24 protein-coding genes and 1 riboswitch are annotated in these 26,758 nt (G+C 38.7%); of the genes, 12 read left to right on the top strand and 12 right to left on the bottom strand.

All coding sequences use genetic code 11. From position 1 onward, the window contains the following. Positions 1–291: 291 nt before the first annotated feature. The 3 genes from recN to nadK all read right to left on the bottom strand — a co-directional run bounded on the left by recN (position 292) and on the right by nadK (position 3,560). Positions 292–1,965 carry a DNA repair protein RecN gene (gene recN, locus GQR38_RS07460; protein WP_165722510.1) on the bottom strand — a complete coding sequence of 558 codons (1,674 nt, stop codon included), beginning with the start codon at positions 1,963–1,965 and terminating at the stop codon, positions 292–294. 75 nt (positions 1,966–2,040) lie between these two features. Continuing rightward, a complete protein-coding gene (locus GQR38_RS07455) occupies positions 2,041–2,598 on the bottom strand; it encodes a hypothetical protein (protein ID WP_165722512.1) in 558 nt (185 codons plus the stop codon). Positions 2,599–2,675: 77 nt separating this feature from the next. Beyond that, the gene (gene nadK, locus GQR38_RS07450) at positions 2,676–3,560 is read right to left on the bottom strand and encodes an NAD(+) kinase (RefSeq protein ID WP_004335384.1); all 885 of its coding nucleotides are present in this window, start codon (positions 3,558–3,560) and stop codon (positions 2,676–2,678) included. Positions 3,561–3,714: 154 nt separating this feature from the next. Between nadK and GQR38_RS07445 the strand changes: the two genes are divergently transcribed. Together GQR38_RS07445 and grpE are read left to right on the top strand one after the other, a co-directional pair. Further along, complete coding sequence (locus GQR38_RS07445; protein ID WP_024590838.1) at positions 3,715–4,680, top strand: HrcA family transcriptional regulator; 966 nt, start codon at positions 3,715–3,717, stop codon at positions 4,678–4,680. A gap of 58 nt (positions 4,681–4,738) precedes the next feature. Continuing rightward, the gene (gene grpE, locus GQR38_RS07440; protein ID WP_007375833.1) at positions 4,739–5,350 is read left to right on the top strand and encodes a nucleotide exchange factor GrpE; all 612 of its coding nucleotides are present in this window, start codon (positions 4,739–4,741) and stop codon (positions 5,348–5,350) included. A gap of 34 nt (positions 5,351–5,384) precedes the next feature. Here the strand turns inward: grpE and GQR38_RS07435 are convergent, their stop codons facing one another. After that, positions 5,385–6,587 carry a Bcr/CflA family efflux MFS transporter gene (locus GQR38_RS07435; protein WP_010553412.1) on the bottom strand — a complete coding sequence of 401 codons (1,203 nt, stop codon included), beginning with the start codon at positions 6,585–6,587 and terminating at the stop codon, positions 5,385–5,387. Between the two features lie 197 nt (positions 6,588–6,784). On the opposite strand from GQR38_RS07435, the gene GQR38_RS07430 reads away from it, so the two are divergent. Next, positions 6,785–7,582, top strand: coding sequence for a M48 family metallopeptidase (locus tag GQR38_RS07430; protein WP_165722514.1), 798 nt, complete (start codon positions 6,785–6,787; stop codon positions 7,580–7,582). Positions 7,583–7,816: 234 nt separating this feature from the next. Here GQR38_RS07430 and GQR38_RS07425 read toward each other — a convergent pair whose 3' ends face one another. From GQR38_RS07425 to GQR38_RS07415, 3 genes are all read right to left on the bottom strand, one after another. After that, the gene (locus tag GQR38_RS07425) at positions 7,817–8,833 is read right to left on the bottom strand and encodes an alpha/beta hydrolase (RefSeq protein ID WP_024592677.1); all 1,017 of its coding nucleotides are present in this window, start codon (positions 8,831–8,833) and stop codon (positions 7,817–7,819) included. Between the two features lie 161 nt (positions 8,834–8,994). Continuing rightward, a complete protein-coding gene (locus tag GQR38_RS07420) occupies positions 8,995–9,783 on the bottom strand; it encodes a nucleoside-binding protein (protein WP_165722516.1) in 789 nt (262 codons plus the stop codon). 132 nt (positions 9,784–9,915) lie between these two features. Next, entirely contained in the window at positions 9,916–11,229 is a 1,314-nt protein-coding gene (locus GQR38_RS07415; RefSeq protein ID WP_024599618.1) for a Na+/H+ antiporter NhaC family protein, read from the bottom strand. Between the two features lie 372 nt (positions 11,230–11,601). Here GQR38_RS07415 and dapB point away from each other — a divergent pair, with 372 nt between their 5' ends. From dapB to ribB, 6 genes are all read left to right on the top strand, one after another. Then, positions 11,602–12,405, top strand: a complete 804-nt coding sequence (gene dapB, locus GQR38_RS07410) for a 4-hydroxy-tetrahydrodipicolinate reductase (RefSeq protein ID WP_024592675.1) — start codon at positions 11,602–11,604, stop codon at positions 12,403–12,405. A gap of 362 nt (positions 12,406–12,767) precedes the next feature. Then, positions 12,768–13,904 (top strand): glutamine-hydrolyzing carbamoyl-phosphate synthase small subunit, encoded by a 1,137-nt coding sequence (gene carA, locus GQR38_RS07405; RefSeq protein ID WP_007375827.1) that lies wholly within the window; start codon positions 12,768–12,770, stop codon positions 13,902–13,904. 16 nt (positions 13,905–13,920) lie between these two features. Further along, positions 13,921–17,139, top strand: a complete 3,219-nt coding sequence (gene carB, locus GQR38_RS07400; RefSeq protein ID WP_165722526.1) for a carbamoyl-phosphate synthase large subunit — start codon at positions 13,921–13,923, stop codon at positions 17,137–17,139. A gap of 48 nt (positions 17,140–17,187) precedes the next feature. After that, positions 17,188–17,664 carry a transcription elongation factor GreA gene (gene greA / locus GQR38_RS07395; protein ID WP_010553419.1) on the top strand — a complete coding sequence of 159 codons (477 nt, stop codon included), beginning with the start codon at positions 17,188–17,190 and terminating at the stop codon, positions 17,662–17,664. A 241-nt stretch (positions 17,665–17,905) separates the two neighbouring features. Then, a complete protein-coding gene (locus GQR38_RS07390) occupies positions 17,906–18,964 on the top strand; it encodes a S66 peptidase family protein (protein ID WP_165722529.1) in 1,059 nt (352 codons plus the stop codon). Between the two features lie 80 nt (positions 18,965–19,044). Then, a riboswitch (FMN riboswitch) is annotated at positions 19,045–19,211 on the top strand. Positions 19,212–19,457: 246 nt separating this feature from the next. Then, positions 19,458–20,111 carry a 3,4-dihydroxy-2-butanone-4-phosphate synthase gene (ribB, locus tag GQR38_RS07385; RefSeq protein WP_165722558.1) on the top strand — a complete coding sequence of 218 codons (654 nt, stop codon included), beginning with the start codon at positions 19,458–19,460 and terminating at the stop codon, positions 20,109–20,111. 79 nt (positions 20,112–20,190) lie between these two features. Here ribB and GQR38_RS07380 read toward each other — a convergent pair whose 3' ends face one another. Together GQR38_RS07380 and GQR38_RS07375 are read right to left on the bottom strand one after the other, a co-directional pair. Further along, the gene (locus GQR38_RS07380; RefSeq protein WP_024592671.1) at positions 20,191–20,847 is read right to left on the bottom strand and encodes a nitroreductase family protein; all 657 of its coding nucleotides are present in this window, start codon (positions 20,845–20,847) and stop codon (positions 20,191–20,193) included. Positions 20,848–21,215: 368 nt separating this feature from the next. Beyond that, on the bottom strand, positions 21,216–22,241 hold the full coding sequence (locus tag GQR38_RS07375; protein WP_165722531.1) for a zinc-binding alcohol dehydrogenase family protein: 1,026 nt from the start codon (positions 22,239–22,241) through the stop codon (positions 21,216–21,218). Between the two features lie 133 nt (positions 22,242–22,374). On the opposite strand from GQR38_RS07375, the gene GQR38_RS07370 reads away from it, so the two are divergent. The 3 genes from GQR38_RS07370 to rhlP are packed head-to-tail and all read left to right on the top strand — an operon-like array spanning position 22,375 to position 24,511. Further along, a complete protein-coding gene (locus tag GQR38_RS07370; protein ID WP_165722533.1) occupies positions 22,375–23,310 on the top strand; it encodes a LysR family transcriptional regulator in 936 nt (311 codons plus the stop codon). Positions 23,311–23,323: 13 nt separating this feature from the next. Continuing rightward, a complete protein-coding gene (locus GQR38_RS07365) occupies positions 23,324–23,668 on the top strand; it encodes a hypothetical protein (protein ID WP_007375815.1) in 345 nt (114 codons plus the stop codon). A 48-nt stretch (positions 23,669–23,716) separates the two neighbouring features. Beyond that, positions 23,717–24,511 (top strand): rhombotarget lipoprotein, encoded by a 795-nt coding sequence (gene rhlP / locus GQR38_RS07360; RefSeq protein WP_165722560.1) that lies wholly within the window; start codon positions 23,717–23,719, stop codon positions 24,509–24,511. A gap of 69 nt (positions 24,512–24,580) precedes the next feature. On the opposite strand, the gene GQR38_RS07355 is transcribed toward rhlP, so the two are convergent. The 3 genes from GQR38_RS07355 to GQR38_RS07345 all read right to left on the bottom strand — a co-directional run bounded on the left by GQR38_RS07355 (position 24,581) and on the right by GQR38_RS07345 (position 26,746). Further along, positions 24,581–25,471 (bottom strand): dienelactone hydrolase family protein, encoded by an 891-nt coding sequence (locus tag GQR38_RS07355; protein WP_165722535.1) that lies wholly within the window; start codon positions 25,469–25,471, stop codon positions 24,581–24,583. 106 nt (positions 25,472–25,577) lie between these two features. Then, positions 25,578–26,534, bottom strand: a complete 957-nt coding sequence (locus tag GQR38_RS07350) for an alpha/beta hydrolase (protein ID WP_165722536.1) — start codon at positions 26,532–26,534, stop codon at positions 25,578–25,580. A gap of 38 nt (positions 26,535–26,572) precedes the next feature. Continuing rightward, a complete protein-coding gene (locus GQR38_RS07345) occupies positions 26,573–26,746 on the bottom strand; it encodes a hypothetical protein (protein WP_158001028.1) in 174 nt (57 codons plus the stop codon). Positions 26,747–26,758: the final 12 nt, after the last annotated feature.

The raw sequence follows: 26,758 nt of genomic DNA, 5'->3' as shown, positions 1-26,758 counted from the left end.
CATATTACAATACACGCAATCTGCATTGTAATTAAAACCCAATAACTAACACCTAAATCACTTAGTCCATTTATTTTTTCGCTAGTAAAGTAATAGGCCACAACGATTAGTTGAAAAACTAAAAAGCTATTTAAAAACTTAAATAAACGTTGTTTAAAACAAGTATGTTTATATTTACTAAATATAATTAAACAGGTGCTTAGTACTAATAACAACCAACTTAAAATTATACAAAAATCAACTAAAGTACTGTGCATTATTTAATCCTTGAAGACGTTATTTACTAACACATTAGGCGTGAGCCATTATTAGTTCTTTAGCATTTGCTTTAGCTGTTTTGCTTATGTTATCGCCGCCAAGTAAACGGGCTATTTCATTAATACGGCCATCTTTATTTAAAGGCAGCATATGAGTAAACGTTTCGCCTTGTGCTATTTCTTTAGCTACAAAAAATTGCTGATGTGCACTACTGGCAACTTGCGGTAAATGAGTAACACAAATTACTTGAGTTGATTTACCTAATTGGCGTAATAACTTACCTACAGCAGATGCCGTTGGGCCAGAAATACCTACATCAACTTCATCAAAAATAAGCGTTGGGGTTGTTACTTTTTGGGCAATAATTACCTGTATAGCAAGACTTATACGAGAAAGCTCACCACCTGATGCTACTTTAGCTAATGGTTGAAGTGGTTGTCCCGGATTAGTTGATACTAAAAACGAGACATTATCAAAGCCTAGGCTGTTTGGTGTACGATTACTCTCTTGAGTTAAGGCTATTTCAAAAATACCGTTTTCCATTGATAAGTTAGCCATGCTTTCACTTATTAGTGTGTTAAGTGTATTAGCATACTCGCAGCGGCTTTTACTTAATTCATCAGCAGTTTGCTTGTAACTAAGTAACACGCTTTCTATTTCTGACTCAAGCTGCTCCAGACGATTACTATTATTACTTATTGACTCAAGTTCTTGAGCAATCGATTGATGAAACTCAACTAACTGCTGTGGTTTTATATGATGCTTACGCGCTAAATCCATCGCTCCACTTAGCCTATTTTCTACTTCAACTAAGCGTGCTGGGTCTAAATCTGCTTGCTCAGTGTAATTGCGCACTTCGCGGCTTGCTTCTTCAACTTGTACAGCGGCTTCGCTAAGCATAGCAGCTACGCTTGCTAAACTTTCGTCATATTGAGCCAGTTCGGTAAATTGTTGAGCGCTGTGCTGTAGTAAAGAGCAAGCGTTTTGCTCATCACTTTCATATAAGTGTTGTAACTCACGTTGGCACGATTCTAATATTGTTTGGCTATTGCTTAGTTTGTAATGCTCAGCCTCAATTAAATCAAACTCATTCTCTTGTAATGCAAATTCATCAAGCTCAGCAACTTGATACTCTAGTAATTGTTTTTGCGCTGCTTGTTGCTGCTGTTGTTGTTCTAAGTGTTTAAATTCTTTTTGTAAGTTAGCAAACTGTTTATAGTTTTTATTTACATCATTTACTAAGTGGTGATGCCCTGCATAGGCATCTAAAAGCTGTAACTGATGCTCAGCTTTTAATAAATGTTGGTGGGCATGTTGTCCATGAATAGATATTAAATATTGACCAAGTTCTTTTAATTGTGATGCGGTAACCGCACTACCATTAATATAGCTTTTACTACGGCCATTTTTACAAACAACACGACGTAATAAGCACTCGTTGTCAGAAGTGCTTAGCATATGTTGCTCTAAAAATGCTTGAGCAAGCGGTAGATCTGTTAAGTCAAATTGTGCACATACTTCTGCTTTATCAGAGCTTGGGCGAACTGCTGATGCTTCAGCGCGCTCACCTAAGCATAGCGATAGGGCATCAATAGCAATAGATTTACCAGCACCTGTCTCACCTGTGATCGCAGTCATACCGCTGCGCCATTCTGTGCTTAAATTACTTACGATTGCAAAATTTTTAACTTCTAAACCAATTAACATACTGTTTATCCATCCAGTCAATTAACTGTTAATTTATACAGTGTTTTGGTTTTTTGCAAATTAATTTTTTATTATTTAAGCAACACTTACATCTTGAGTAAACTGTGTATCGGAAGTTTGGGAAGATGCATCAATTCGATCATCAACAATATCAGTAGGTTGTATACTCTCTTCGGTTTTAAGCAGAGCAATGAGGGGAGGTAATGTATTAATATAAAAACTCTTATTGTATAAAATGCCTTGCTGGGGCAACTCAGATACAAAGTACTGTATATTATCAATCAATGGTTGAATTATATTTGTTTGATTGATTTTAATTAACTCGTTGGACAACGTATTAATTAGTAGGTCGGCAGTATCTTCAAGCTGTTGCAAGTTCTCGTCTGTATGTGATTGAACAACAAAAAAATTATTTACAATAGCTTGAATGCGAGGAACGTATTTTGGGCGAATTATTTTAGCATCAAGTAGATCATTAAGCTTTGCTTTAAGGCGCGTATTTACATGCGAAACACGTTCATTAAATAGCTTTTTTCTAGCTTCTATCGCTTTTTTACGGTTACTCTCAATTTTGAGGTAACTGTATAAAAGTGTAATTAATAGCAGTAAAGCAAAGAATACTACATAAGTCATTGCTACTCGTTCCTAAATTAGTTGATTATTATTTTAAGTCGCTATTTTGCTTTATAGTACTAAATTTGGCAATAAAATTAGTACAAACGACTACCCCAATTCAGTTTTGTACGTAAAACGTTGTAGTAAGAGTAATTTTTTGGATGAATTAAGCGCAATTGTTTATCGGCTTTTTTAATTACTACCTCATCGCCGGGTAATACGGCTAGCACTACGTGGCTGTCGCAGCTTACCTGTAGGCTATCTGTATTTTCTAGGCTTAGCTTTAAACGAACTTCATTATCGGCATCTACCACTAAAGGTCTGCTAGATAAGGTATGAGGAAACATAGGTACTAACGATATAGCATTTAGTTCTGGCGTTAATATTGGACCGCCACCTGAAAGAGAATACGCCGTAGAGCCTGTCGGGGTTGATACTATTAAACCATCGGAGCGCTGAGAAAACACAAAGTCATTATTTATGAAAGCTTCAAATTCAATCATGTGCGCTACTTTATCGGCATGAAGTACCGCTTCGTTAACGGCTGAGTTTGCACTCTTCAATTCGTTGTGGCGATATACTTCTACTTCTAATAAAAAACGTTTTTCTTCAAGATACTCACCACTGAGTACTTGCTCTAAGCTCGCTTCAAACCCTTCAGGGTTTAAATCAGTTAAAAAGCCAAGGTTGCCTCTATTTACACCAATTACAGCAATATTAAAGCGCGCAAGTACGCGTGCTGCGCCAAGCATGTTACCGTCACCGCCTACAACAATGGCTAAATCGGCTTGTTCACCTAAGTCGACTAACTTAACAAGTTTGTCATGCGGAATATCGTCTAACTGACTCCCTGTGCGTTTTTCTACTATTACCTCAAAGCCAAGCGCAAGTAAAAAGGTATGTAAACGCTGAAGGGTAGCAGCGGCTCCTGGGTGATTAGGTTTGCCAATTAGGCCTATGGTGTTAAAAGGAGAGTCCATAATGTACGCACAAAGAGATTTAATAATAGTAGAGTAACTCAAAACAGAAGTGTTTGAAAATACAGATTATAGCAATATTATAAACCTTCAATTTTATTCGTAGTGAGTTAGCTGCACGACTTGAAAAAGAACTAAACGCCCCGATATCTCTTTCATGCAACAAGATGTAGATACCATGAAACTAAACCCACGAGATCAGCAAATTTTTTCAGCTGTTATGAACATGTACTGTAATGGTGAAGGCTTGCCTGTTCCATCAACAAAAATTGCCAAGCTTAAAGGCATGGCAGTGTGTTCGGCTACGGTTCGTAATGCTATGGCTCGCTTAGAAAAAGTGGGCTTATTGTATTCACCTCATACATCCGCAGGGCGAGTGCCGACAAATGAAGGGTTTGATTATTGGTTTGACGAATTTTTTGTGCTTGCTGATATTGCTAATTATTGGCAACCACAGCAGTCACAACTCGTTGAGCTAGCGCATGGTTTGAGCCAAAAATATCAAGTATGTTGTTGTGTTGGTTTACCTCAAGCCAGTTCACAGCAAGTGTTTAGAGTAGAAGTGCTTGATTTTGATTCTACCGACTGGCTTATTTTATTAATAGATAGGGCAGGGCAGAGTCACAATATTTGTATTGATAAACCTCATGATTCGTCAGACTCTGTTCGTTATCAATTTGCCACTTGGTTGAACACTGTATTTAGCCAACAAACCTTAATGGAAGGTTTGTACCGTATGCAAGCTATGGCAAATACAGCGCCTCGAAATTGTCATGATTCGCTTAATCAATGGACGCGACAACTAAGCCAAAAATTAGGCTCAGATAATAGTATTGTTGTTGGTGAAAATTACCTCTACAAACAAATAGACTGCGAACAAAGTTTAAATATTGGTGTTTCGTTTTTAAATTATGTAGAAGATAAGCTTGCTTTTAAAAATGGTGTATCGGTACTTAATAGCGAAAAATTACCTTTTACTGAGTGCGATGAATTAATTGTAATAAGCGTGCCGTACTTTAAAAATCAAGAATATCAAAGCCGTTTTTGTATAATTTGTCCTAAATCAGCGCAGATTGAAGAAATAATTCAAGAATTTAAATTAATTGAGGCATCTAACTCTTGAATCTTTTTATTCAATCCCCATAATTACCGCAGTTGTAAAGAATTGGAGCACGTATTTTATGTCTGAGCAGACACAAAACCCTGAGCAAGAAGTAGAATTAAACGAAGAAATTTCTAAAATGCAGGCTGATGTAGAAGCAGCAGTAGAAGCCGCTGATCAGCATGCAGAACAAGAACAAAGCCCTGAAGCAGAAATTGCGATGTTATATGCAGAGCTTGAAGCTGCAAAGCAAACAATTGCTGATCAAAAAGACGGTGTTGTTCGTGCCGCAGCAGATGTAGATAATATTCGTCGTCGTGCAGCACAAGATGTAGAAAAAGCGCATAAATTTGCACTAGAAAAATTTGCTAACGAATTACTACCTGTAATTGATAACCTTGAACGTGCTATTGAATTTTCTGATAAAGAAAATGAGACACTAAAGCCGTTGCTTGAAGGTATCGATATGACGGTTAAGAGCTTTAATGACGCTGTTTCTAAATTTGGTGTTGAAATTGTAAACCCACAAGGTGAGCAGTTTAATCCAGATTTTCATCAAGCAATGTCAATTCAACCAAGTAACGATGTAACACCTAATACAGTACTTGCTGTTATGCAAAAAGGTTACACATTGAATGGTCGTTTATTACGCCCTGCAATGGTTATGGTTTCTAAAGCTGCTGACGCTTAATTAATTTAAGGTTATTAGCTTTGATAAAAATGCCTCATATTGAGGCATTTTTTTTGTCTTTTTTATAGTGAATTAGCTGTACGAGCATAGTGAGTAATACAGCACTAAACATTAAACTTGAAAATGGCACTGCGCTTTTTGCGTGCATAATGGCGAGTAGCGGGCCAACTAATGCACCACTACCAAAACGAAGTGTGCCAATTACGGCCGTTGCTGTACCTGTGTTTCTTTCAAACTTCATTAATATTAGCGAATCAGCATTACTTGCAGTGACACCTAAACTCATCATTAATGGCGCAATAGCAGCCACAATATAATAAAGTGATAAGTGCAATAAGCTAAATGTTAACAGCGCAAGCCCCGATACAAACCCACATACAAGCCCAATATAGAGCATTTTTCGAGAGCCCAGCCTTGGTACAATTCGCGTATTTAAAAAGTTACCAAACATAAGCGCCATTACATTAAACGCAAATAACACACCAAATAACTGTTCTGACACTTCATATAAATCTAAATAAATAAATGGTACTGAGGTCAAAAAGCAAAAAAATCCAAACGATACAAACATAGAACTGAGTATATCCGCACGTGCGTCTTTATTACTCAGTACAGTTTTATAGCTGTCAAAAAACAGAGCGAGGCCTTTTTTCTCATTTTTATGAATAGGTATATCTATTAAATACACTTGTACAAACGCTAATATTAAAAAGCTATATCCAGCAAGAACCAAAAATATGGTTGACCAAACAGAAAATCCTAAAATAAACGAACCAACAGAGGGGGCTACTAACGGTGCTACCATCATGATCATCGACACATACGACATTCCCTTAGCTGTATTTTGCTGATAAATATGGCGAATAATACCCGGTACGACTACGGTAGCTGCCGCTCCCGTAAATGCTTGCACTGCTCTAAGAGTCCAAAACGCATGGATTTCGGTTGTAAATGCGAGTGCAAGTGAGCTTGCGCCAAATAGGGTTAAGCCAATACGTGCGAGCTTACGGCGGCCAATTTGATCGGCAATAGGGCCAAAAAATAACATCCCCAATGAATAACCCGCTAAGTAAATACTCAACGATATTTGTACATTTGGCATATTAGTTTGTAAATCGCTTGCAATTACCAGCATGGCGGGCAAATACATATCAATAGCCAAAGGAGTAATCGCCACGATACTGGCTAATAAAGGCAATAAAATACGGGTATTAAAAGACGAGGCTGAGGCGTCCATGTGTAAACTCAACAATCACTAAAAACAAGGGCTATAGTGTAACAGGGCATTGTATTTGGATAAACTTAGTTTGCCTGCTAAGTTTATCGTCTTATCGCATCCTTTTAATATAAAGGTATATAAAGCAAATATTTTAAATTGGTACTGTGTTTGCTATTCTACAAGCAATAAAAAATTCATTACTTAAGAGAATTATCATGAAAAAACTAGTACTTGCAGTATTAGCGACAGCCGTTTTAGTCGGTTGTAAAACGTCACCAACAGGACGCACTCAAATAGCGCTTTACTCAGATCAACAAATGAGTGAAATGGGCACTGCTAGTTTTGCAGATATGAAAAAAAGCCAACCAATTAATAAAGATGCAAAAACAAATGCATATGTAAATTGCATTGCTGAAAAAGTAGTGGCTGTATTACCAAAAGAATACGCGTCGCAAAATTGGGAAGTAGTTGTATTTGAAGATGAATCTGCTAATGCTTTTGCACTACCTGGTGGTTACATTGGGGTTCATACGGGCTTATTAAAAATAGCCACCAATCAAGACCAACTAGCAACAGTGCTAGGGCACGAAGTAGGGCACGTAATTGCTGAGCATTCTAATGAACGTGTTTCACAAAGCTCTATTTTAGATACCGGTATGCAACTTGGTAGTGCAGCACTTGAAATGGGTAACATTCAATACCGTAATGAAATTATGCAGGGTCTAGGCTTAGGCGCACAGTATGGTGTTGTTTTGCCATTTAGCCGTTCGCACGAGTCAGAAGCTGATGAAATTGGTTTAGATTTAATGGCTGAAGCAGGCTTTAATCCACAAGAATCAGTAACCCTTTGGCAAAATATGAGTGTAGCAGGTAGTGGTACAACACCTGAGTTTTTATCAACTCACCCAGCGCCAAGCAGTCGTATTAAAGACTTACAAGCACAAATGAGTAAAGCACTTAGTGAGCAAAGTACAGCTAAAGCACAGGGTAAAAACCCACAATGTAAGTTGTAATACCAACCTGCATAAATCTTTGATCAATTTAACGAATTAAATTGCACTATAACGTCGTTAAAAATTTTTTATTGAGAACAACTAGATACAAAAATTTTTGCCTAGTTCTAGCGTAATTTTCTTAACGTTAAATAGACCCCATATATAAGCAGATTGGTATAATTTAGTTTAATTACTAAATAAAAACCCCTGTGAGTAATTACTTACAGGGGTTTTTGTATTCAGTACTCACCTTTATTTAGTTGTAAGCGCTTTTTGTAATACATTTTTAAAGCGTTCAAAATCTTCAATGTGCGGCAGGTGCCCTAAGTTATCTAGTTCGAATAATTGTGCGTCAGGAATAAGTGTTGCAGCGTGTTTGCCTAATTTATCGTATCGACCAAGCTCGTAATCAACATCCTCTTTTTTCCAGTTACGGCCTGGACCGGTCCTATCGCGTGTACCAATAATTAATTTAACTGGCACAGTTAAATCTTTAAATTCGGTTATTACAGGTTGAGTGAAAATCATATCGTATGTTTTTGCATTCACCCATGCCATTTGTTCTTTATCTGGGCCTTGTATTTGCCCTGTTATAAAGTCAGTTAAGGCTGAATATGTTGTATTCCACTTACCATCGTAGTAATTTTTTTGCTGATAACGTTTAACGCCTTCCGGTGTTTTTGAAAGCTCGTTTTTATAGAAAAAATTAGTATCTTTGTAATCAACATACTGCAAGTAGTTTTCAAGCCCAATAGGGTTTAATAAAATTAGCTTTTTAGTGGCGTTTGGGTACATTAATGCAAAACGACTCGCTAGCATCCCGCCCATAGAGTGCCCAAGTACAATCGACTCTTTAATATTAAGTGAATCTATTAACGCGTGAGTGTGATGAGCAAGCGTCGCAAACGAATACTGGTAATTAGTTGGCTTAGACGACTTGCCAAAACCAATTTGATCAGGGATTAATACCCCATAACCTAAAGATTGCAGGTATTGCGCAGTGGTAGTCCAGTAGTCGGCGTTAAAATTTTTGCCATGCATAAGTGTAACTGTAGGCATATCGGCTTTAGTTGGCTTTAAGTAAATATAAGCCATTTTTAATGATTGTTTTTGCGACTCAAGTGCAAAATAATTTACCTTAAAATCGTATTCGTAATTGCTTAATAGTGCATCATAAGAAAGGGCGGATGTATCTTGAGAAGGGCCAGCTAAGGCATTGTTTGTTAGTACTAATAAAGTAGAGAAACAAATAACTTTAATCGACGACATTCAGTTACTCCTATTAAAGGCGAGCGCTTGGCTTAAAAAGAAGTACAACAATAACTAAGTATTTAAACCTGTTCAATTAAATGTTTTACGTGGACGAAAAAAAGCGAAGCTAAAATAGTGCTTCGCTTATTATTACTGAGTAAATAGCTGATTGTTGAAGCTTAAAATGTCCACTCAATATGGATTTGTGGTACCGATTCAGTGACTTCAGTACCTAATTTGTTGTGCCAGTATTGTAATTCCATTCCCAGCAGTAGTGTGTTTTCTTTCATTTGAAGGGCGTGACCCATATCCCACACTAAAATAGGCTGTGCTAGTATCCAAGCTTGTACATCGTTACCAAATTCATCTTCACGCTCTGCGATGTATTCAGCGTGGCCTTTAAAGCTAAACTTTTGTGAGCCAATAGTGAAAGGATATTCAAAAGCTACATCAAGCATCCAACTATTAGTTTCAATAGGTGCGCCGCCTTTTGCTACACCTTCACTATCGTCAATGTAGGCTGTGAACAGCGTTTGAAAAAAGTTAAACCCAGGTACATCCCAGCTTAATTTAACACCTGGTAGATACTTCATTACTTTTGCATCACCAGCAACGTTAATACCGCCCGTTAGGCCAACATCTAATAATGCGCCAGAGCCAAATTGCTTACCAGTGATGGCAGATAAGCTAACCGTTGAGTACCACTCACCATAAAAATCAGCATCTTGGTAACCGTCATCTATATCGTCTTTACTGTAATCAATAAAAAAGAAATTATCGCCGTAGTCATAGCCCGATGCATGTTGAAGCGAGTAAACAGTGGTGTCTGACTCTTGCTTAGAAAATGGATTTTTTTGGCTGCCATTATTTATATGTACTGCTGTACTGCTCCAATTAGCAGCGAAAGCCGACGATGATAAAGCTAGAGAAGTAAGGGTAATAAAAGGGAGTAATTTTTTAAATTTCATAACTGTTTATAACTATAATTTTAGTGACACGCGGAAGCGGCAATTATAGCAGAAGAGATTGATTTGTTGATCGCTAATTTAACACATGTTGCAGCCTACTTAATAAGCTGCAACATGTAATGACTCAATTTATTACGCTTTATTACGGCGCAAACAAATAATAGTAATCGCCGTAAATGCTAAAATAAAACAGTAATAAGAAGACGTTGATACTTCCCACGGGCTAATTTTAAAGGTTGCACCTAACAGTAGCGCTTGTGCGCCATAAGGCAATGAACCCTGTGTTACACAAGCAAAAATATCTAGCAAACTAGCAGAGCGTTTACCGCTTATTTCACCATCATCTGCCAGCTTTTTAGCAATAGGGCCAGCAACAATAATAGATACGGTGTTATTAGCAATACACATATTACTTGTCATAACCAATGCTGCAATACCTAATTGATCAGCCACTTTACGATGCCATTTTGCAATGATTTTTGTAATTGCCTGAATCTTATGAGCAATATAATCAAGGCCACCATTAATGCGAATAAATTCAGATAATCCACCAATAAACATAGAGAGTAAAAATATCTCCTGCATGTCGGTAAAGCCTTTGTAAATGTCTTTTACAAAGCTTGCGCCTTCATAACTTCCTGTAAAGCCCATTAATGCAGCAAAAATAATACCGCTAAACAGCACTACAAATACGTTCAAGCCAGCAACGGCTAACACTAAAATAAAGGCATAAGGAAGTACTAACCAAATATCGTAATCTTTGGTTTCAACAACTTGCGCCGCAGGTGTTAAATAAAACAATAAGCCAATAGTTAGTATTGCAGCAGGGACTGCAATTTTAAGATTCTCTTTAAACTTGTCTTTCATTTCACAGCCCTGCGTTCGCGTAGCTGCAATAGTGGTGTCGGAAATAATTGATAGGTTATCGCCAAACATAGCACCAGATACAATCGTACCTGCCATTAATGCTGGATCTATACCTGTTTTAATTGATACCGCATAAGCAATAGGACCAATCGCACCAATCGTTCCCATCGACGTACCCATTGCAGTAGATACAACCGCTGCAATTAAAAATAAGCCAGGGAGCAATAACGCAGGTGGAATAAGAGATAAGCCTGCATTTACTACCGCGTCTACACCACCGGTTGCACTGGCAACGGCAGAAAAAGCACCTGCAAGTAAGTAGATTAAACACATGGTAATAATATTGTTGTGTCCGGCACCTTTAATAAAGGTCTCTACACACTCGTTTACTGTGCCTTTATTTAAAATAAACGCAAGCATAATGGCGGGTAATATAGCCACTGGAGCAGGAAGTTGATAAAAAGCGTAGTCAACCCCTTGCGATTGTAAATATAAACCAGAGCCCAAAAATAGTGCTACAAAGGTTAAAAGGGGTAGTAAAGAAAGTATTGCTTTATTTTTGTTAAATGATGGCTGCATCATAATCCTCGAAACCAGTTAATTTACAACAGCCAAAAATTCCTCTTTTAGCTGAATTTAGCAAATCTACCTACTATGTTAATCATTAACAAAATTAGGAGAGTGCAGCGCCCGCAAGCCAAAGACCAAATCGACGCGAAAGAGAAGTTTAAATGTATAGATGGCTAAAGTAAACTGGTATTGTTATTATTATTAAATTAAAAGGTCACCTGACTATTGCATGACTTTTAGATAATATCTACAAAGTAACGCTATTTTCAGCGATTAATATTTGTCCAACTGCATAAAAATACCTAAGCGCGTATTTGTAATGCACCGGATATATACTTAGATTAGTAAAAAACGGATCCAAATTTAAATTAGGTAAAAACAATGACTACAAATCGAATAGGCGTTTTTGGTGCTAATGGCAGAATGGGCTTAGCTTTATTAGAAGCAGCGACAATTAAAGAGCAAACACAACTTACAGGTGCATACGTTCGTAGCAGTTCATCGTTATTAGGTATTAATGTAAATCAAGTAAATAGCGCCGCCGATAACAGTGTTAGCTTTAGCGAAGAAACCACAATAGATAATGTAGATGTTTTAATCGACTTTACGCTTCCCGCTGGTATGAAAAACCATTTAAAAACCGCTGTAGCACAAAAAATTCCTATGGTTATTGGTACAACGGGCTTAACAAGCGACGATATGGCACTTTTACACGATGCCGCTAAGCATATTCCTATTGTATTTGCGCGAAACTACAGTGTAGGAGTCAATGTACTACTGAACCTTGTGCAAACCGCAGCGACCAAATTTGGTGACGATTTAGATATTGAAATATTTGAAGCGCATCATCGTCATAAAATCGATGCGCCATCGGGCACAGCATTAGCCATTGGCGAATCAATTGCACAGGCTAAAGGCTGGGACCACGACGAGGTTGCTGTATACGACCGCAGCCAAGTGGAGACAGCTAAATCGCAAAATGAAATTGGTTATTCGGTACTAAGAGGGGGCGATATAGTAGGTGAACACACCGCATACTTCGCTACAATGGGCGAAAGGCTCGAATTAACCCATAAAGCAAGTTCAAGAATGACATTCGCTCTAGGTGCTGTAAGGGCTGCAAGCTGGTTGAAAAACAAACCTGTAGGACTTTATGATATGCAAGATGTACTAGATCTGAAGTAGTTTAGTTACTTTTTTAACTGTTTGGGTCTAATTTTGCCTACAGTGACTTGTTTGTAACAATTTACTAAATAATATTAGACCTAAAAGCTAACTTAATGTAATATGCAGCCAATTTGCCAAAAATTACTAAATGCGTGTTTCCAATTATACCCAAGTGGCTAGTAAATCCGGGGTTTCAGTGGGAATAAAAATAGTTTTAGGCAAGAAAAAATGATTGAAGGTTGAATGCTTTACATCTGCATCATTTAAGACTGCGTAAAACAATTTAAGCTCACAGAAATCTGGTTTTGACGATCCCTCTGGGTATTGGCGGGGTGTTAAGCAATTGCTTACTCCCGTTTTTTACTGTTAGGAGGTTTAACTTGACTAAATCCGCTCTGTTAGTCCTAGAAGACGGCACAGTGTTTCGCGGTACTGCAATCGGCGCTGACGGCATGTCAGTCGGTGAAGTAGTATTCAATACGTCTATGACTGGTTATCAAGAAATTTTGACTGATCCATCATACGCGGAACAAATCGTAACTTTGACGTACCCACATATCGGTAATACGGGTACCAACAGCGAAGACGAAGAAGCGAATCAAATTTGGGCTAAAGGCCTAGTGATCCGTGATTTGCCACTGCTAGCGAGTAATTTTCGTAACGAGCAATCGTTAGATGATTACTTAAAAGAACGTAATATTTTAGGTATTGCGGACATCGACACCAGAAAGTTAACTCGAATTTTGCGTGATAAAGGCGCACAAAACGGGTGTATTATTGCTGGCGACGAGCTAGACGAAAATAAAGCGCTACAAGCCGCGCAAGCCTTCCCAGGCTTAAAAGGTATGGATTTAGCAAAAGTTGTCTCAACCAAGGAAAATTTTGAGTGGCGCGAATCAAGCTGGACATTAGGCGAAGGATTTAAAACCCTTGATGCTGCTGATGAAAAGTTTCATGTTGTTGCCTACGACTTCGGTGTAAAGCGTAATATTTTACGTATGCTTGTAGACCGTGGTTGTAAACTTACAGTAGTACCAGCGCAAACCTCTGCCGCTGACGTACTGGCTTTAAACCCTGATGGTATCTTCCTATCTAATGGCCCTGGCGATCCTGAGCCATGTACTTACGCTATTGATGCAATTAAAACCTTTTTAGAAACCGACACACCAATTTTTGGTATCTGTTTAGGTCATCAGTTATTAGCCCTTGCCTCAGGTGCTAAAACAGAAAAAATGAAATTTGGCCACCACGGCGCTAACCACCCAGTTAAAGACCTAGACCGCGATGTAGTTATGATCACAGCTCAAAACCATGGTTTTGCAGCTCAAGAGTCAAGCCTGCCAAGTACGCTTCGTGCCACGCACAAATCGTTATTTGACGGAACGCTTCAAGGTATTCATCGTACAGATAAACCTGCGTTTAGCTTCCAGGGTCACCCTGAAGCAAGCCCTGGTCCGCACGATGCAGCCCCATTATTTGACCACTTCATCGATTTGATGCAAGCGCGTAAACACTAATTTAACTGGAGTAATAATGCCAAAACGTACCGACATAAAAAGCATTCTTATCTTAGGCGCAGGCCCAATTGTAATTGGTCAAGCTTGTGAATTTGACTACTCTGGTGCTCAAGCGTGTAAAGCACTTAGAGAAGAAGGCTACAGAGTTATATTAGTTAACTCAAACCCTGCAACTATCATGACCGACCCTGATATGGCCGATGCGACTTACATCGAACCAATTCACTGGGAAGTGGTAGAAAAAATTATTGAAAAAGAAAAGCCAGATGCAGTACTGCCTACAATGGGTGGTCAAACGGCATTAAACTGTGCGCTTGAACTAGACAAGCACGGTGTATTGGCTAAACATGGCGTTGAACTAATTGGTGCAACGGCCGATGCAATCGACAAAGCAGAAAACCGCGAACGTTTCGATATCGCAATGAAAAACATTGGTCTAGAGTGTCCTCGTGCTGAGATTGCTCACTCTATGGATGAAGCCAAAGACATCATAACGCGCATTGGTTTACCATGTATTATCAGACCTTCTTTTACTATGGGCGGCACCGGCGGCGGTGTGGCGTATAACTTAGAAGAGTTTGAAGAAATTTGTGAGCGTGGCTTAGATTTATCGCCAACGAACGAATTACTAATTGATGAATCACTGATCGGTTGGAAAGAGTACGAAACAGAAGTTGTACGTGATAAAAACGACAACTGTATTATTGTTTGTACCATTGAAAACTTTGACCCTATGGGTGTTCACACTGGCGATTCAATCACCGTTGCACCAGCGCAAACGCTAACCGACAAAGAGTACCAAATTATGCGTAACGCCTCTATGGCAGTATTACGTGAAATTGGTGTAGAAACTGGCGGTTCTAACGTGCAGTTTGGTATTAATCCTGAAGATGGCCGTATGGTTATCATTGAGATGAACCCACGTGTATCACGTTCATCTGCATTAGCATCAAAAGCAACGGGTTTCCCAATTGCTAAAATTGCAGCAAAACTAGCAGTAGGTTACACGCTTGATGAACTTCAAAACGACATTACTGGTGGCAAAACTCCCGCGTCTTTTGAACCTTCAATCGATTACGTTGTTACAAAAATTCCTCGCTTTAACTTTGAAAAATTTGCCGGTGCAAACGACCGTTTAACTACGCAAATGAAATCAGTTGGCGAAGTAATGGCAATTGGTCGTAACCAACAAGAATCATTACACAAAGCATTACGTGGTCTTGAAGTGGGTGCAACGGGATTTAACCCGATAGTTGCGCTTGATGACCCTAAAGCAAAAGAAAAAATAATTCGTGAACTACGCGAGCCAGGCGCTGAGCGTATTTGGTACATTGCTGATGCAATGCGCCATGGCATGAGCGTTGATGATGTTTACGAACTGACTAAAGTTAACCGCTGGTTCTTAGTACAAATAGAAGACATTTTAAAAGACGAAGCAAAAATAGCGAAAGTAGGCATGGCGGGTTTAAATGCTGACTTCCTACGTAAACTTAAACGCAAAGGCTTTGCAGATCCGCGTATAGCAGAAATTGCAGGTGTATCTGAAGCTGAAATTCGTAAAAAACGTCATTTATTAAACATCGTGCCAGTATACAAACGTGTTGATACGTGTGCAGCAGAATTTAGCTCAGACACTGCTTACATGTACTCAACTTACGATGAAGAGTGTGAAGCTAACCCAACAGATCGTGATAAAATCATGGTTATTGGTGGTGGTCCAAACCGTATCGGTCAAGGTATTGAGTTTGATTACTGTTGTGTACATGCCTCGCTTGCGCTTCGCGAAGATGGTTACGAAACCATTATGGTTAACTGTAACCCTGAAACGGTCTCTACCGATTACGATACATCTGACAGGTTATACTTTGAACCAATTACGCTTGAAGACGTACTCGAAATCGTACGTGTTGAAAAGCCAAAAGGCGTTATCGTACAGTACGGTGGTCAAACACCACTTAAGCTAGCGCGTGAGCTTGAAGCCAATGGCGTACCAGTGATTGGTACTTCACCTGATGCGATTGACCGTGCAGAAGACCGCGAACGTTTCCAACAACTTGTTGAGCGTTTAAACTTACTTCAGCCAGAAAATGCAACAGTAACTTCAACCGAAGAAGCCTTACTTAAGTCAGTTGAAATTGGCTTCCCATTAGTTGTACGCCCGTCGTACGTACTAGGTGGTCGTGCAATGGAAATTGTATACGACGAAGATGATTTACGTCGCTACATGACCGAAGCTGTACAAGCATCAAACGAAGCACCTGTATTACTGGACCGTTTCTTAGATAACGCGATTGAAGTTGACGTTGACGCAATTTGTGACGGCGAGCAAGTAATTATCGGCGGTATTATGGAGCACATTGAGCAAGCGGGTGTTCACTCGGGTGACTCAGCCTGTTCATTACCAGCACATTCTTTATCACAAGAAGTGCAAGACGTAATGCGCAAGCAAGTAACCGACATGGCGCTTGAACTTGGTGTTGTTGGCTTGATGAATACACAGTTTGCAGTAAAAGAAGACAAAGTGTACTTAATCGAAGTTAACCCACGCGCTGCACGTACTGTACCGTTTGTATCTAAAGCAACCGGTGTGGCGCTTGCAAAAGTAGCTGCACGTTGTATGGCTGGTCAGTCTTTAGCAAGCCAAGGTATTACTAAAGAAGTGATCCCTCCTTACTACAGCGTTAAAGAAGTTGTTTTACCATTTGCTAAGTTTCAGGGTGTGGATCCAATCCGTGGTCCTGAGATGCGTTCAACAGGTGAAGTGATGGGTGTTGGTGATACTTTCGCCGAAGCATTCGCAAAAGCACAATTAGGTGCAAGCAACACTTTACCACGCGGTGGTCGCGCGCTATTATCTGTTCGTAATAGCGATAAGCCACGTATTGTTGAATTAGCCAAAATCATGACCGACTTAGGTTTTGAACTTGACGCAACTGGTGGCACGGCACAAGCTCTTGAAGAAGCTGGCATTGAAGTACGACGTGTAAACAAAGTATATGAAGGCCGCCCGCATATTCTTGATTATATCAAGAATAAAGAGTACAGCTATATCGTTAATACCACCGAAGGTCGCCAAGCGATCGAAGATTCGAAGGTGTTACGTCGTGGTGCATTGCAAAATAAAACCAACTATACGACAACCTTGAACGCGGCATTCGCTAACTGTACTGCTAATAAAGCAGATGACCGCAGCAAAGTGACGTCAGTTCAAGAGCTACATCTGCGATTGAACTAAGGAAATGTGCCAAGGCCAACTAGGGCCTTGGTGTTAAGTGAGAAAAGTATGCAATCAATTCCGATGACAGTTCGTGGCGCAGATTTACTGCGTAAAGAGCTTAACGAATTAAAAACAGTTACCCGTCCTAAAATCGTAAGTGATATTGCGGTTGCACGTGAACATGGTGACTTAAAAGAAAACGCTGAATACCACGCTGCGCGTGAGCAACAGGGTTTTTGTGAAGGGCGTATTCAAGAAATTGAAGCTAAACTTTCAAATGTTCAAATTATCGACGTAACTAAAATGCCAAATACCGGTAGAGTTATTTTTGGCACTACGGTAACTATTGTAAATATAGAAACCGATGCTGAAGTAAAATACCGTATTGTGGGCGATGACGAAGCAAATATTAAAAACAACTTAATATCTGTTAACTCACCGATTGCACGTGGCTTAATTGGTAAACAAATGGACGACGCAGTGTCTATTCAAACGCCAAAAGGTATTGTTGAGTTCGAAATCATTGAAGTTGAGTATCTTTAACGCATAACTCACTTTAACGTTTTTAAATAAAAACCGATGTAATTACATCGGTTTTTTTATGTCTGTAATTTAACCTTTAATGGTAGGCGTGTTTGTACAGTATTCATATTCTATAAATATGGTCTATGTTGGTATAGTAGGTACTTATATCAATTTACTAAAAACATGAGCATTTAGCGCATCAAATAACTCGCTGATTTAATGTAATTGGTATTAACGTATTCTCTAAAAAGGAAAATATATGCCTAATATACTTTACCCAGCGCCTTTAAAAGTAGGATCAAAAATAGCAATTTGTTCACTTTCATCAGGCCTTAAAGAAAAGTACCATGCACGGTTAGACATTGTTATTAATGGATTAAAACATCGAGGATATGATGTTGTTGAAGGAGAGTTTTTACGCCAAAGCAAACCGCATGGACAGCTTAACGCTAAAGCGCACGCTCAGCAGTTAATGGGTTTTTTATTAGATGATGAGATAGATGCAATTATGCCTCCATTTGGTGGCGAGCTTGCAATGGAAATACTGCCCCTACTTGATTTTCATGCAATTAAAGAAGCAAAGCCTAAATGGTTAGTTGGGTTCTCTGATGTAAGCACCATTGCATGCGCACTCACGGCAAAATGCCAATGGGCAACACTACACAGTGCTAATCTTATGCAGTTACATCCTGACGAAAAAAGTCCTTATTGCCTGCAAATATTTGAAACACTAAGTTATGAAGCAGGTAGCAAATTTGAGCAAGCCCCGTCATCGCATTATCAAAAAAATAGACCTGATTACGTACAAAACCCAAATGCATTGTTTGAACACACAGAAGTTACTCAGTGGCAGTGTTTAAATTACTTTGATGCACGCACTATTGAAATGTCGGGTCGCTTATTTGGTGGCTGTTTAGATACAGTCGGCTTATTACTCGACTCTCCATTTTTGGCACTACATGAATTTAAAAAACACAGTGCACCCGAAGGGCTTATTTTATACCTAGAAAACTCAGAGCTGACGCCAACAACCGTTGCACGGTTTTTACTTTCATTAAAATTAGCAGGTATATTTGACGATATAAACGGTATTATTATTGGTCGCAGCGTGATCACTCAAGGTCAAGATGCTTCTTTTGATTACCGTCACGCGCTTGATGTTGCACTAGGTGGGTGTTTATTTCCTGTGATTATTGATGCCGATATTGGTCATGCTCCACCTAACTTAAATTTAGTAAACGGCGCTACTTGTACAATCACCGCTGACATAAATGAAGGTAAAGTAGTCAAAGCCTCATTAAATACCGAGCTTTGTTAGAAGTTTATTCACTTACCTTTGATAAGTAATTAAGTTAAAGGGTATAATAAGCCCGCTTTTATAGCGCTTTAGTTATAAAAGTACATTCTCAGGGCGGGGCGAAATTCCCCACCGGCGGTATGTCTAATGTTATTTATAACTTAGACGAGCCCGCGAGCGCTTTATTTAACCTAGGTTAAGTAAAGGTCAAGCAGATCTGGTGAGATGCCAGAGCCGACGGTTAAAGTCCGGATGAAAGAGAATATGGCTTATTATACTAATACCAATTTTATTAAAGACACGATCATTGTATCGCGTTAAGTGAGCTATTTTTTAGCGCTATAACAGGTTACTAATTTAATGCCGTTGGTATAACAGTGTGCGCTGCTTTTTGCTGCGTGCTTTTTGTTATTTTATTTAAGCTATTTTGGTAGTGATCGTTTTAAATTTAAAGCGATATATTACTGATCCTTTCACAGTCCTGAATCTATTATTTTTTATTTGGAATATAATGATGATTCAGTCTCTACTTACTCAATTCGGCGAAAGCCATATCCGCGTACAAAGCGCAATTACTGCACTACAGCAAGGGCAAGGCGTACTTGTTGTTGATGATGAAAACCGTGAAAATGAAGGCGACTTTGTATTTTCAGCTGAGCATTTAACGACTTCTCAAATGGCCGAAATGATCCGCGAAGGCAGCGGTATTGTTTGCTTATGCATGGGGGAGGAGCGCATTAAACAGCTCGACTTACCGCAAATGGTAGCTAACAATACGAGTCAAAATAACACCGCTTATACAGTCACTATTGAAGCTAAGCATGGCGTTACAACAGGCGTGTCTGCTGCTGATAGAGTAACTACTATAAAAGCAGCGACAGACGATAACGCCAAACCAAGTGATTTATCGCGCCCAGGGCATGTATTTGGTTTAAAAGCACAAACGGGCGGAGTATTAGTTCGTCGTGGTCATACCGAAGCATCCGTTGATTTAATGCAGCTTGCCGGCTTAAAACCATTTGGCGTAATATGCGAACTAACAAATCCCGATGGTTCAATGGCGCGCTTACCTGAGGTGAGTGATTATGCTAATAAACATAATATGACCGTGGTTTCTATTGAAGATTTAGTGCAATACATTCAGGCTGCGCAGCTTCAAGTAAGTTAAACTGCTTTAAAGCAAAAAACCACTTATTTAAATAAGTGGTTTTTTAATATTGTTATCATTTAAGTTTATAACGTATTACTTATAAAACCTGAATAACTTGCTCTTTTGCCAAGCGAGATTTAGGTAATTTAGCATTATAGTCTTCTGCGCTATCGTGATAGCCAAGTACTAATGCTACGTCGCACACGTAACCATCAAGTTCTTTTTCAAAAACTTCGCCAATCAGCTCGGCATCTACGCCTTCCATTGGAGTAGAGTCAATACCTAAGCGTGCAGCTGCATGCATAGTGTTACCCAGTGCAATGTAAGTTTGTGCTTTAGTCCACTCTTCATTATTGCCTTGCTCATCAGTATTCATATCAACAAACGCGTAAGCACCAAAAGCTTGTTCGCGATTTTCTGCTTTAGTACGACCATTTTTAATATCTGCATCAATGATTTGTGCGTAATCATCGCGGGTATATTTAGGGTTGTGAGCAAATAATATTATATGCGAAGCTGTTTTAATGTGTGGCTGGTTAAACGCAAATTTATTAGCAAATGTACTATGCATACGCTCTTTAGCCTCATCTGATTCAATTACGATGAATTTCCAAGGCTGCGAGTTAATAGATGAAGGAGACAGGCGCATAGCTTCGTAAATAACGGCTAAATCGTCTTGAGATACACGTTTCGTTGCATCATAACGTTTTGCTGTGTAGCGCTTTTCTAAGTCATTAATAATAGGGTGAGTCATTAGTTTTTCCATTGAGTAGGTGTTTTACCAGTATTTACTATGTTGAGTCAGTTTTAGTAAAAACAAACCCTTTTAAAAATTTATTACAAAAATAATATCGTGCTTTTAAATCACTCTACTTACTTTATACAATCGATATATCTACGTAACGTAAGGCTTATCAATATAGCTATGTGCGGATAGTAGAGGATTATTACAATATGATAAACAGGTATATGGTTGAATCATTATCAAATATTATTAGGTAATAGTTTCTTTAATAAATATAAATACAGCAAAAGCCACCCCGAAATATTGGCTGGAGACGCCAATTGCATTGGCGCCTTTAATCAATTCAGGTATAAATAAGGCGTGTAATATTTATAGAATTAAAAACCTTCCAACACTATTTTGCCAATAGAGCGACCTTCTTCAAGTTCTGTGTGTGCAATACGCAGGTTAGCCGCATTTATAGTGCCTAAGTTTTTACCAATTGTGGTTTGAATGTAGCCTTGGTCAATCAAATCGGCAACATGATTTAATAACTTACTTTGCTCAATTAAATCTTTGGCATTAAACATTGAACGGGCAAACATAAATTCCCAATGTAGAGATAAACTCTTCATTTTTAATTTGCTAACATCTAATGACTCAGGATCGTCAATCATTGCAATTTTACCAAATGGTGCAAGTACCTCTGTATACGCTTCAAAGTAAGTATCAGTACTATGCAGGCTTGCTACATGTGTTACCGAGCCAATGTTTAACGCGTCAATTTGAGCAGGTAATGGTTTTGTATGGTCAACGACATAATCTGCGCCTAGTTTTTTAACCCATGCTTGAGAGCTTTCGCGCGATGCAGTGGCAATCACCGTTGCGCCAGTAATCGCTTTAGCAAGTTGAATAAAAATAGAGCCAACGCCGCCTGCGGCACCTGTTACTAAAATAACCTCTTCTGATTTTGTTGTTGCATCAGCAGCTTGTTTTACAATGTTTAAATGCTCAAATAATAATTCGTACGCTGTTATTGCAGTAAGGGGTAATGCAGCCGCTTCAGCATCGTTTAAGCTCTGCGGTTTAAATCCTACAATGCGCTCATCCACTAATTGAAATTCTGCATTACTACCTGGGCGAGTAATGTCACCTGCGTAATAAACCGCATCACCGAGTTTAAATGCCGTTACAGCATCGCCGATTGCAACAACTTCACCAACTGCATCCCAACCAATAACTTTTACTTCACCCTCAGCAGGGGGCATAGATGCACGCACTTTGTAATCTGCTGGGTTAACTGCAATTGCTTTAACTTTAATTAATAAGTCGCGACCTGTTGCAACTGGCTGTGGTAGCTCAACATCAATTAACGATTCAGGATTAGTAACAGGAAGAGATTTTTTATAACCAATGGCTTTCATAATAAATGTCCTAATTTGTTTACGTATAAGGTGCAAGCCATGCTTTGGCTAGCTGATGGATATATAGTAGACCTTGCTTTAATGTAGATAAACCGCATAATCGTTGAATCATTATCAAATATAAATAGATAATATGAACATAGAAGATTTAAAACTTATTTTAAAAGTCGCTGAGTTTAGAAGTATTACGCTAGCAGCTGCTAAGTTAGATATGCGTACAGCCACAGCAAGCGCCGCTATTAAACGCGTGGAGTCAGCGCTTGGTAGCGAGCTGTTTGTTCGTACCACACGTCATTTGAGGTTGTCGGCTGCTGGGGAGCGCTACATACCACAATGTGAACAGGCTTTGGCAGTGCTTGAGCTCGCAAAACAAAACCTTAAAGGTGAACACGACGAAATAGAAGGCGAATTGCGTGTTGCACTTTCATCTGACTTAGGGCGTAACTTGGTGATCCCATGGATTGATGAACTCATGGACACTTATCCAAAGCTAAGTTTAAGAACCCATATAAGTGATAGCAATATCGACTTTTACCGTGACTCAGTTGATATAGCGCTTCGTTATGGCTCGCCTAATGATGCTAGCGTTTATGGTTTTAAAATTTGTAACGTACCGCGCTTATTATGTGCAACTCACGAATACCTCTTACAAAACGGGGCTCCCGTGCATCCTGATGATTTAGCGTCGCATCAAGGTTTGTTTTATCAGTTGCAGGATATTATAAATAATACGTGGGAATTCACCGATGGTGAATCAAAATATAAAGTTAAAATGGATGGCAGGCGCGCCTCAAACGATGGCGATTTAGTCAGGCGCTGGTGCGTTGCGGGTAAGGGCTTAGCTGTAAAGTCGGCACTTGATATAGCCGACGATTTACTCAATGACAGGGTGGTTACTGTTATGCCAAATTATCAACATGTTAATGGTGAACTTTGGCTTATTTGCCCAAGTAGGCAGTCAATAACCCCTGCGGTGCGTTTACTACGTGATGCATGCAGAGCAAAATCCCAAGCTATTCTGCAGCAGTTGGTAAATAAAGGAATTATTGATAAAAGCGTACTGAGCTAATTAAGGAAGAGTTATGCAAGTTGATGATATTAGAATTTTTATTCCCTGTAAAAATTATGAGCAATCTCAGCGCTTTTATAAAGCGCTTGGATTTAAGATTGAAGATGCCTCAAATGATTTATGTGTGTGTACCTTTGGCGAATGTACGTTCTTTTTACAGCGTTATTATAATAAAACGTTTGCTGAAAACTTAATGCTGCAACTTTGTGTGTTAAATATAGATGAAGCATACGAACTCATTAGTAATTTAAACGGTTTTGATATCCGCTTTGAGGGTATAAAACAAGAACCCTGGGGTAGCGTTATTTACTTATGGGGACCATCGGGTGAGCTTTGGCACGTAACTGAATTAAATTAAAAATAAAAAGGAATAAATGTGGGATTTAATAAATATATAATCATTTTTATGGCGACCTTACTTGCTTCTTGTAGTTCGTTTGTGAGCAACAATACAGGTAAAAATACGCAATCTAGTAGCTTAATGGACTTCTTATATCCTGATCAACAAAGTCGCTCTACCTATAAACCTGAAATACCTGTTTTAAAACTTCCTGTTACTGTTGGAATTGCATTTGTACCGTCTAAAAACTGGCAGCCAGACGGGTTAGAGACCCAAAACCAAGTTGAGTTACTCGAAAAAGTAAAAAAGTCATTTCTACAATATGATTACATTGACCGCATTGAAGTTATACCAAGTACCTATTTAAAAGGAGGTGAAGGCTTCGCAACACTCGAGCAAGTTGGACGGCTTTACGATGTAGATGTAATGGCACTGGTTTCATATGATCAAGTTACGCAATCTTATGAAAACAATGCAGCCTTACTTTATTGGACAATAGTGGGTATGTACGCTATTCCAGGTAATGAAAATACAATACAAACCTTTGTGGATACAGCTGTTTTTGATATTAAAAGTAGAAAAATGCTATTTAGAGCACCTGGTATAAGTAAGCTTGAAAAAAGAACAACAGCAATAGGTATTGATGAAACGTTATCTGAAAAGTCGGCTGAAGGTTTTAATCTAGCGGTTAGTGATATGAGTACTAATTTAGATGCAGAACTAGCAAGCTTTAAAACACGTGTTAAAGAAGAAAAAATTGCAAAAGTCGAAAATAAAGATAGCTCTAGTAGCGGTGGCTCTTTGAGTATTTATTTACTCGTTTTGTTGTCGTTATTAGTTATGCGTAGCAAAAAAAATTAAAGTTAATAAAAAACTAAGTATTTTTAATAGTGCCACCGGCTTAGAGCTGGTGGCACTATTTTTTATTAGCTAACTTAGCTTTTTATTAAAAAACTCAACGGTACGTTGCCATGCAAGCTCAGCATTGTCTTTATCATATCGACCTGTAGAGTCGTTATGAAATCCATGATTTGCCCCTTTATACATATGCATAGTGTATTCAACGTTATTAGCTTTTAAATCTTGTTCGTACTGTGGCCACGACGCGTTTACACGTTTATCCAGCTCGCCTAATTGAATCATTAATGGTGCTTTAATATTTTTACGTAAACTTTCGCTGGCTGGAGTACCGTAAAAAGGCACTCCGGCGCTAATTAAGTTGCTATCTACTGCCGCTAAATAATTAACAATGTAGCCGCCAAAACAAAAACCGACAGCGCCTAACTTACCGTTACTGTTAGCATGCGATTTTAAAAAGTGTGCTGCGGCTACAAAATCGTTTTGAATTTTAGCGCGATCCATGGTTTTTTGCATAGCGCGTCCTTCATCATCATTACCAGGGTAGCCACCCAATGGAAATAGCGCATCGGGTGCAAATGCAATAAAGCCTACCTTCGCTAAGCGTCTTGCTACATCCTTTACGTATGGGTTTAATCCACGGTTTTCGTGTATCACAAGAACAACAGGAAGCTTACCTTCTATGTTTTTAGGGGTTGCTAAGTAACCTTTGCCTTTACCGTGCCCGTCTGGCGAATCGAATTCTTCGTATGTTGCTTTAATATCATCGTCATTAAAGGATACTTGTTCAGCAAGTGCATAGTTAGGTAATAATGCTGATGTAAGTACAGCCATCGAAAAGCCAAGAGCAGCAAGGCCACCGAGTTTTTTCATAAAAGTACGTCGGTCCATTAAACCGTGGGCGTATTCGTCATACCAATCAAAGGCTTCTTGAGGAATGTGTTCAGAGGGAGATGTATTCATGGCTGTTCCTTAACTTTATTATGTCTATTTATTATTTAAATACCATAACGTATTAGGGATAAAAAACGAGCAATATTTCTCTCAATTATTAGGACTGTTGCCAAAGTTATCCATCAAGCAAGGAAAGGAGCACATTCCTTTGTTGTGCGGATATTAAAGAAACCATTTCAAGGTGATTTAAATCTTTTACCTCATAAATGCTCACTTTTGGGTTACTAAGAGTAAGCAACCCATTATATGGACTCACTTTGTCTGCATTACTTGAAAAGATGTAAGTTTGCCTTGCATGAGGGGTCTTATTTAGATTACTTAATATGTCGAGTTTATTAAGAGGTACTTTACTTTTTTCAATTACCTTAGCCGCGACTTCGTTTATATAATCATCACCTAACAGTTTGCTATAAACAGGGTATGATAACTTAGCAATTGTTCTTAGTGCGGCTTCAAAATTAATCATTGGAGCAAAAAGTATATGCTTATTAATATTGAGTTTGGTTGTGAGGTCGATGCTTGCAACTGCACCCATTGAGTAACTAAGCAATGAAATGTCGGTGTATTGGTGTTCATTTATATATTTTACTAATAAATCAAGGGAGTTTAAGCCATACTTAAATTCATCGTATTGATTACTTGCAGGCATCACTATTACATTCTTTCCAGTGATATGGCTAAGCCATCGGGCTTGCATGGTATAAACCAAACTATTTACGCCATATCCCGGAAAAATAATTAAAAGCCCATCGTTTGACTTACTCGGTAAGTTATCAGCATTGAGTTGATATTCAAAAGTATCGTCTTCAGTGCTTCCTTTACTAATTAAAGTTAATGTTAACGTATTGCCACTTAGTAGATAATTATCAATATCCTTAGGTGAAATAACCCTAAAATCAAGACAATCTATTTCGCTGCTACAGTAATGGGTTTGTGCTCCAGATAAAGCGATAGAGCTCTCAAACTCTTTAGGGAGAACTTTCTCCGGAGGCTTAGTTATTTGATAAGCAATATAGCTCTGGCAAGCACTTAAAAAAATAACTAAAGAAATAATCAGTATGTATAAGCGCATTAAAGTCCCTTTAATTTTCAAGCTAAAATTTTTATTGATTAATTAATGCCTGATATCCCTTCATCTACGCCGATTAAAAAGTCGAGCCCTACAAACGCAAACGATATTGCAACGGCGCCTAATAGCATTAAGTTGCGGTTATTCTTTTTGTAGCCAATTGTGGTTAGTACAGCAAATACAATAAATAAAATAAGTTGAAGTGTGCCCATCATTATTCCTTTTGA

The sequence above is a fragment of the Pseudoalteromonas sp. c7(2019) genome (assembly GCF_011378625.1).
GTDB classification, from domain to species: Bacteria; Pseudomonadota; Gammaproteobacteria; order Enterobacterales; family Alteromonadaceae; genus Pseudoalteromonas; species Pseudoalteromonas arctica.
This window is presented reverse-complemented; position numbering and strand designations above follow the sequence as displayed.

What these genes read in the sequence shown, in the direction of transcription:
- GQR38_RS07350 (WP_165722536.1), bottom strand. Translation starts at nt 26,534, where the DNA reads ATGCGCTTATACATACTGATTATTTCTTTAGTTATTTTTTTAAGTGCT.
- GQR38_RS07455 (WP_165722512.1), bottom strand. Translation starts at nt 2,598, where the DNA reads ATGACTTATGTAGTATTCTTTGCTTTACTGCTATTAATTACACTTTTA.
- GQR38_RS07390 (WP_165722529.1), top strand. Translation starts at nt 17,906, where the DNA reads ATGCCTAATATACTTTACCCAGCGCCTTTAAAAGTAGGATCAAAAATA.
- GQR38_RS07445 (WP_024590838.1), top strand. Translation starts at nt 3,715, where the DNA reads ATGCAACAAGATGTAGATACCATGAAACTAAACCCACGAGATCAGCAA.
- GQR38_RS07375 (WP_165722531.1), bottom strand. Translation starts at nt 22,241, where the DNA reads ATGAAAGCCATTGGTTATAAAAAATCTCTTCCTGTTACTAATCCTGAA.
- GQR38_RS07370 (WP_165722533.1), top strand. Translation starts at nt 22,375, where the DNA reads ATGAACATAGAAGATTTAAAACTTATTTTAAAAGTCGCTGAGTTTAGA.
- GQR38_RS07435 (WP_010553412.1), bottom strand. Translation starts at nt 6,587, where the DNA reads ATGGACGCCTCAGCCTCGTCTTTTAATACCCGTATTTTATTGCCTTTA.
- GQR38_RS07415 (WP_024599618.1), bottom strand. Translation starts at nt 11,229, where the DNA reads ATGCAGCCATCATTTAACAAAAATAAAGCAATACTTTCTTTACTACCC.
- GQR38_RS07430 (WP_165722514.1), top strand. Translation starts at nt 6,785, where the DNA reads ATGAAAAAACTAGTACTTGCAGTATTAGCGACAGCCGTTTTAGTCGGT.
- GQR38_RS07345 (WP_158001028.1), bottom strand. Translation starts at nt 26,746, where the DNA reads ATGATGGGCACACTTCAACTTATTTTATTTATTGTATTTGCTGTACTA.
- GQR38_RS07365 (WP_007375815.1), top strand. Translation starts at nt 23,324, where the DNA reads ATGCAAGTTGATGATATTAGAATTTTTATTCCCTGTAAAAATTATGAG.
- dapB (WP_024592675.1), top strand. Translation starts at nt 11,602, where the DNA reads ATGACTACAAATCGAATAGGCGTTTTTGGTGCTAATGGCAGAATGGGC.
- GQR38_RS07425 (WP_024592677.1), bottom strand. Translation starts at nt 8,833, where the DNA reads ATGTCGTCGATTAAAGTTATTTGTTTCTCTACTTTATTAGTACTAACA.
- recN (WP_165722510.1), bottom strand. Translation starts at nt 1,965, where the DNA reads ATGTTAATTGGTTTAGAAGTTAAAAATTTTGCAATCGTAAGTAATTTA.
- rhlP (WP_165722560.1), top strand. Translation starts at nt 23,717, where the DNA reads ATGGCGACCTTACTTGCTTCTTGTAGTTCGTTTGTGAGCAACAATACA.
- GQR38_RS07420 (WP_165722516.1), bottom strand. Translation starts at nt 9,783, where the DNA reads ATGAAATTTAAAAAATTACTCCCTTTTATTACCCTTACTTCTCTAGCT.
- grpE (WP_007375833.1), top strand. Translation starts at nt 4,739, where the DNA reads ATGTCTGAGCAGACACAAAACCCTGAGCAAGAAGTAGAATTAAACGAA.
- ribB (WP_165722558.1), top strand. Translation starts at nt 19,458, where the DNA reads ATGATTCAGTCTCTACTTACTCAATTCGGCGAAAGCCATATCCGCGTA.
- GQR38_RS07380 (WP_024592671.1), bottom strand. Translation starts at nt 20,847, where the DNA reads ATGACTCACCCTATTATTAATGACTTAGAAAAGCGCTACACAGCAAAA.
- greA (WP_010553419.1), top strand. Translation starts at nt 17,188, where the DNA reads ATGCAATCAATTCCGATGACAGTTCGTGGCGCAGATTTACTGCGTAAA.
- nadK (WP_004335384.1), bottom strand. Translation starts at nt 3,560, where the DNA reads ATGGACTCTCCTTTTAACACCATAGGCCTAATTGGCAAACCTAATCAC.
- GQR38_RS07355 (WP_165722535.1), bottom strand. Translation starts at nt 25,471, where the DNA reads ATGAATACATCTCCCTCTGAACACATTCCTCAAGAAGCCTTTGATTGG.
- carB (WP_165722526.1), top strand. Translation starts at nt 13,921, where the DNA reads ATGCCAAAACGTACCGACATAAAAAGCATTCTTATCTTAGGCGCAGGC.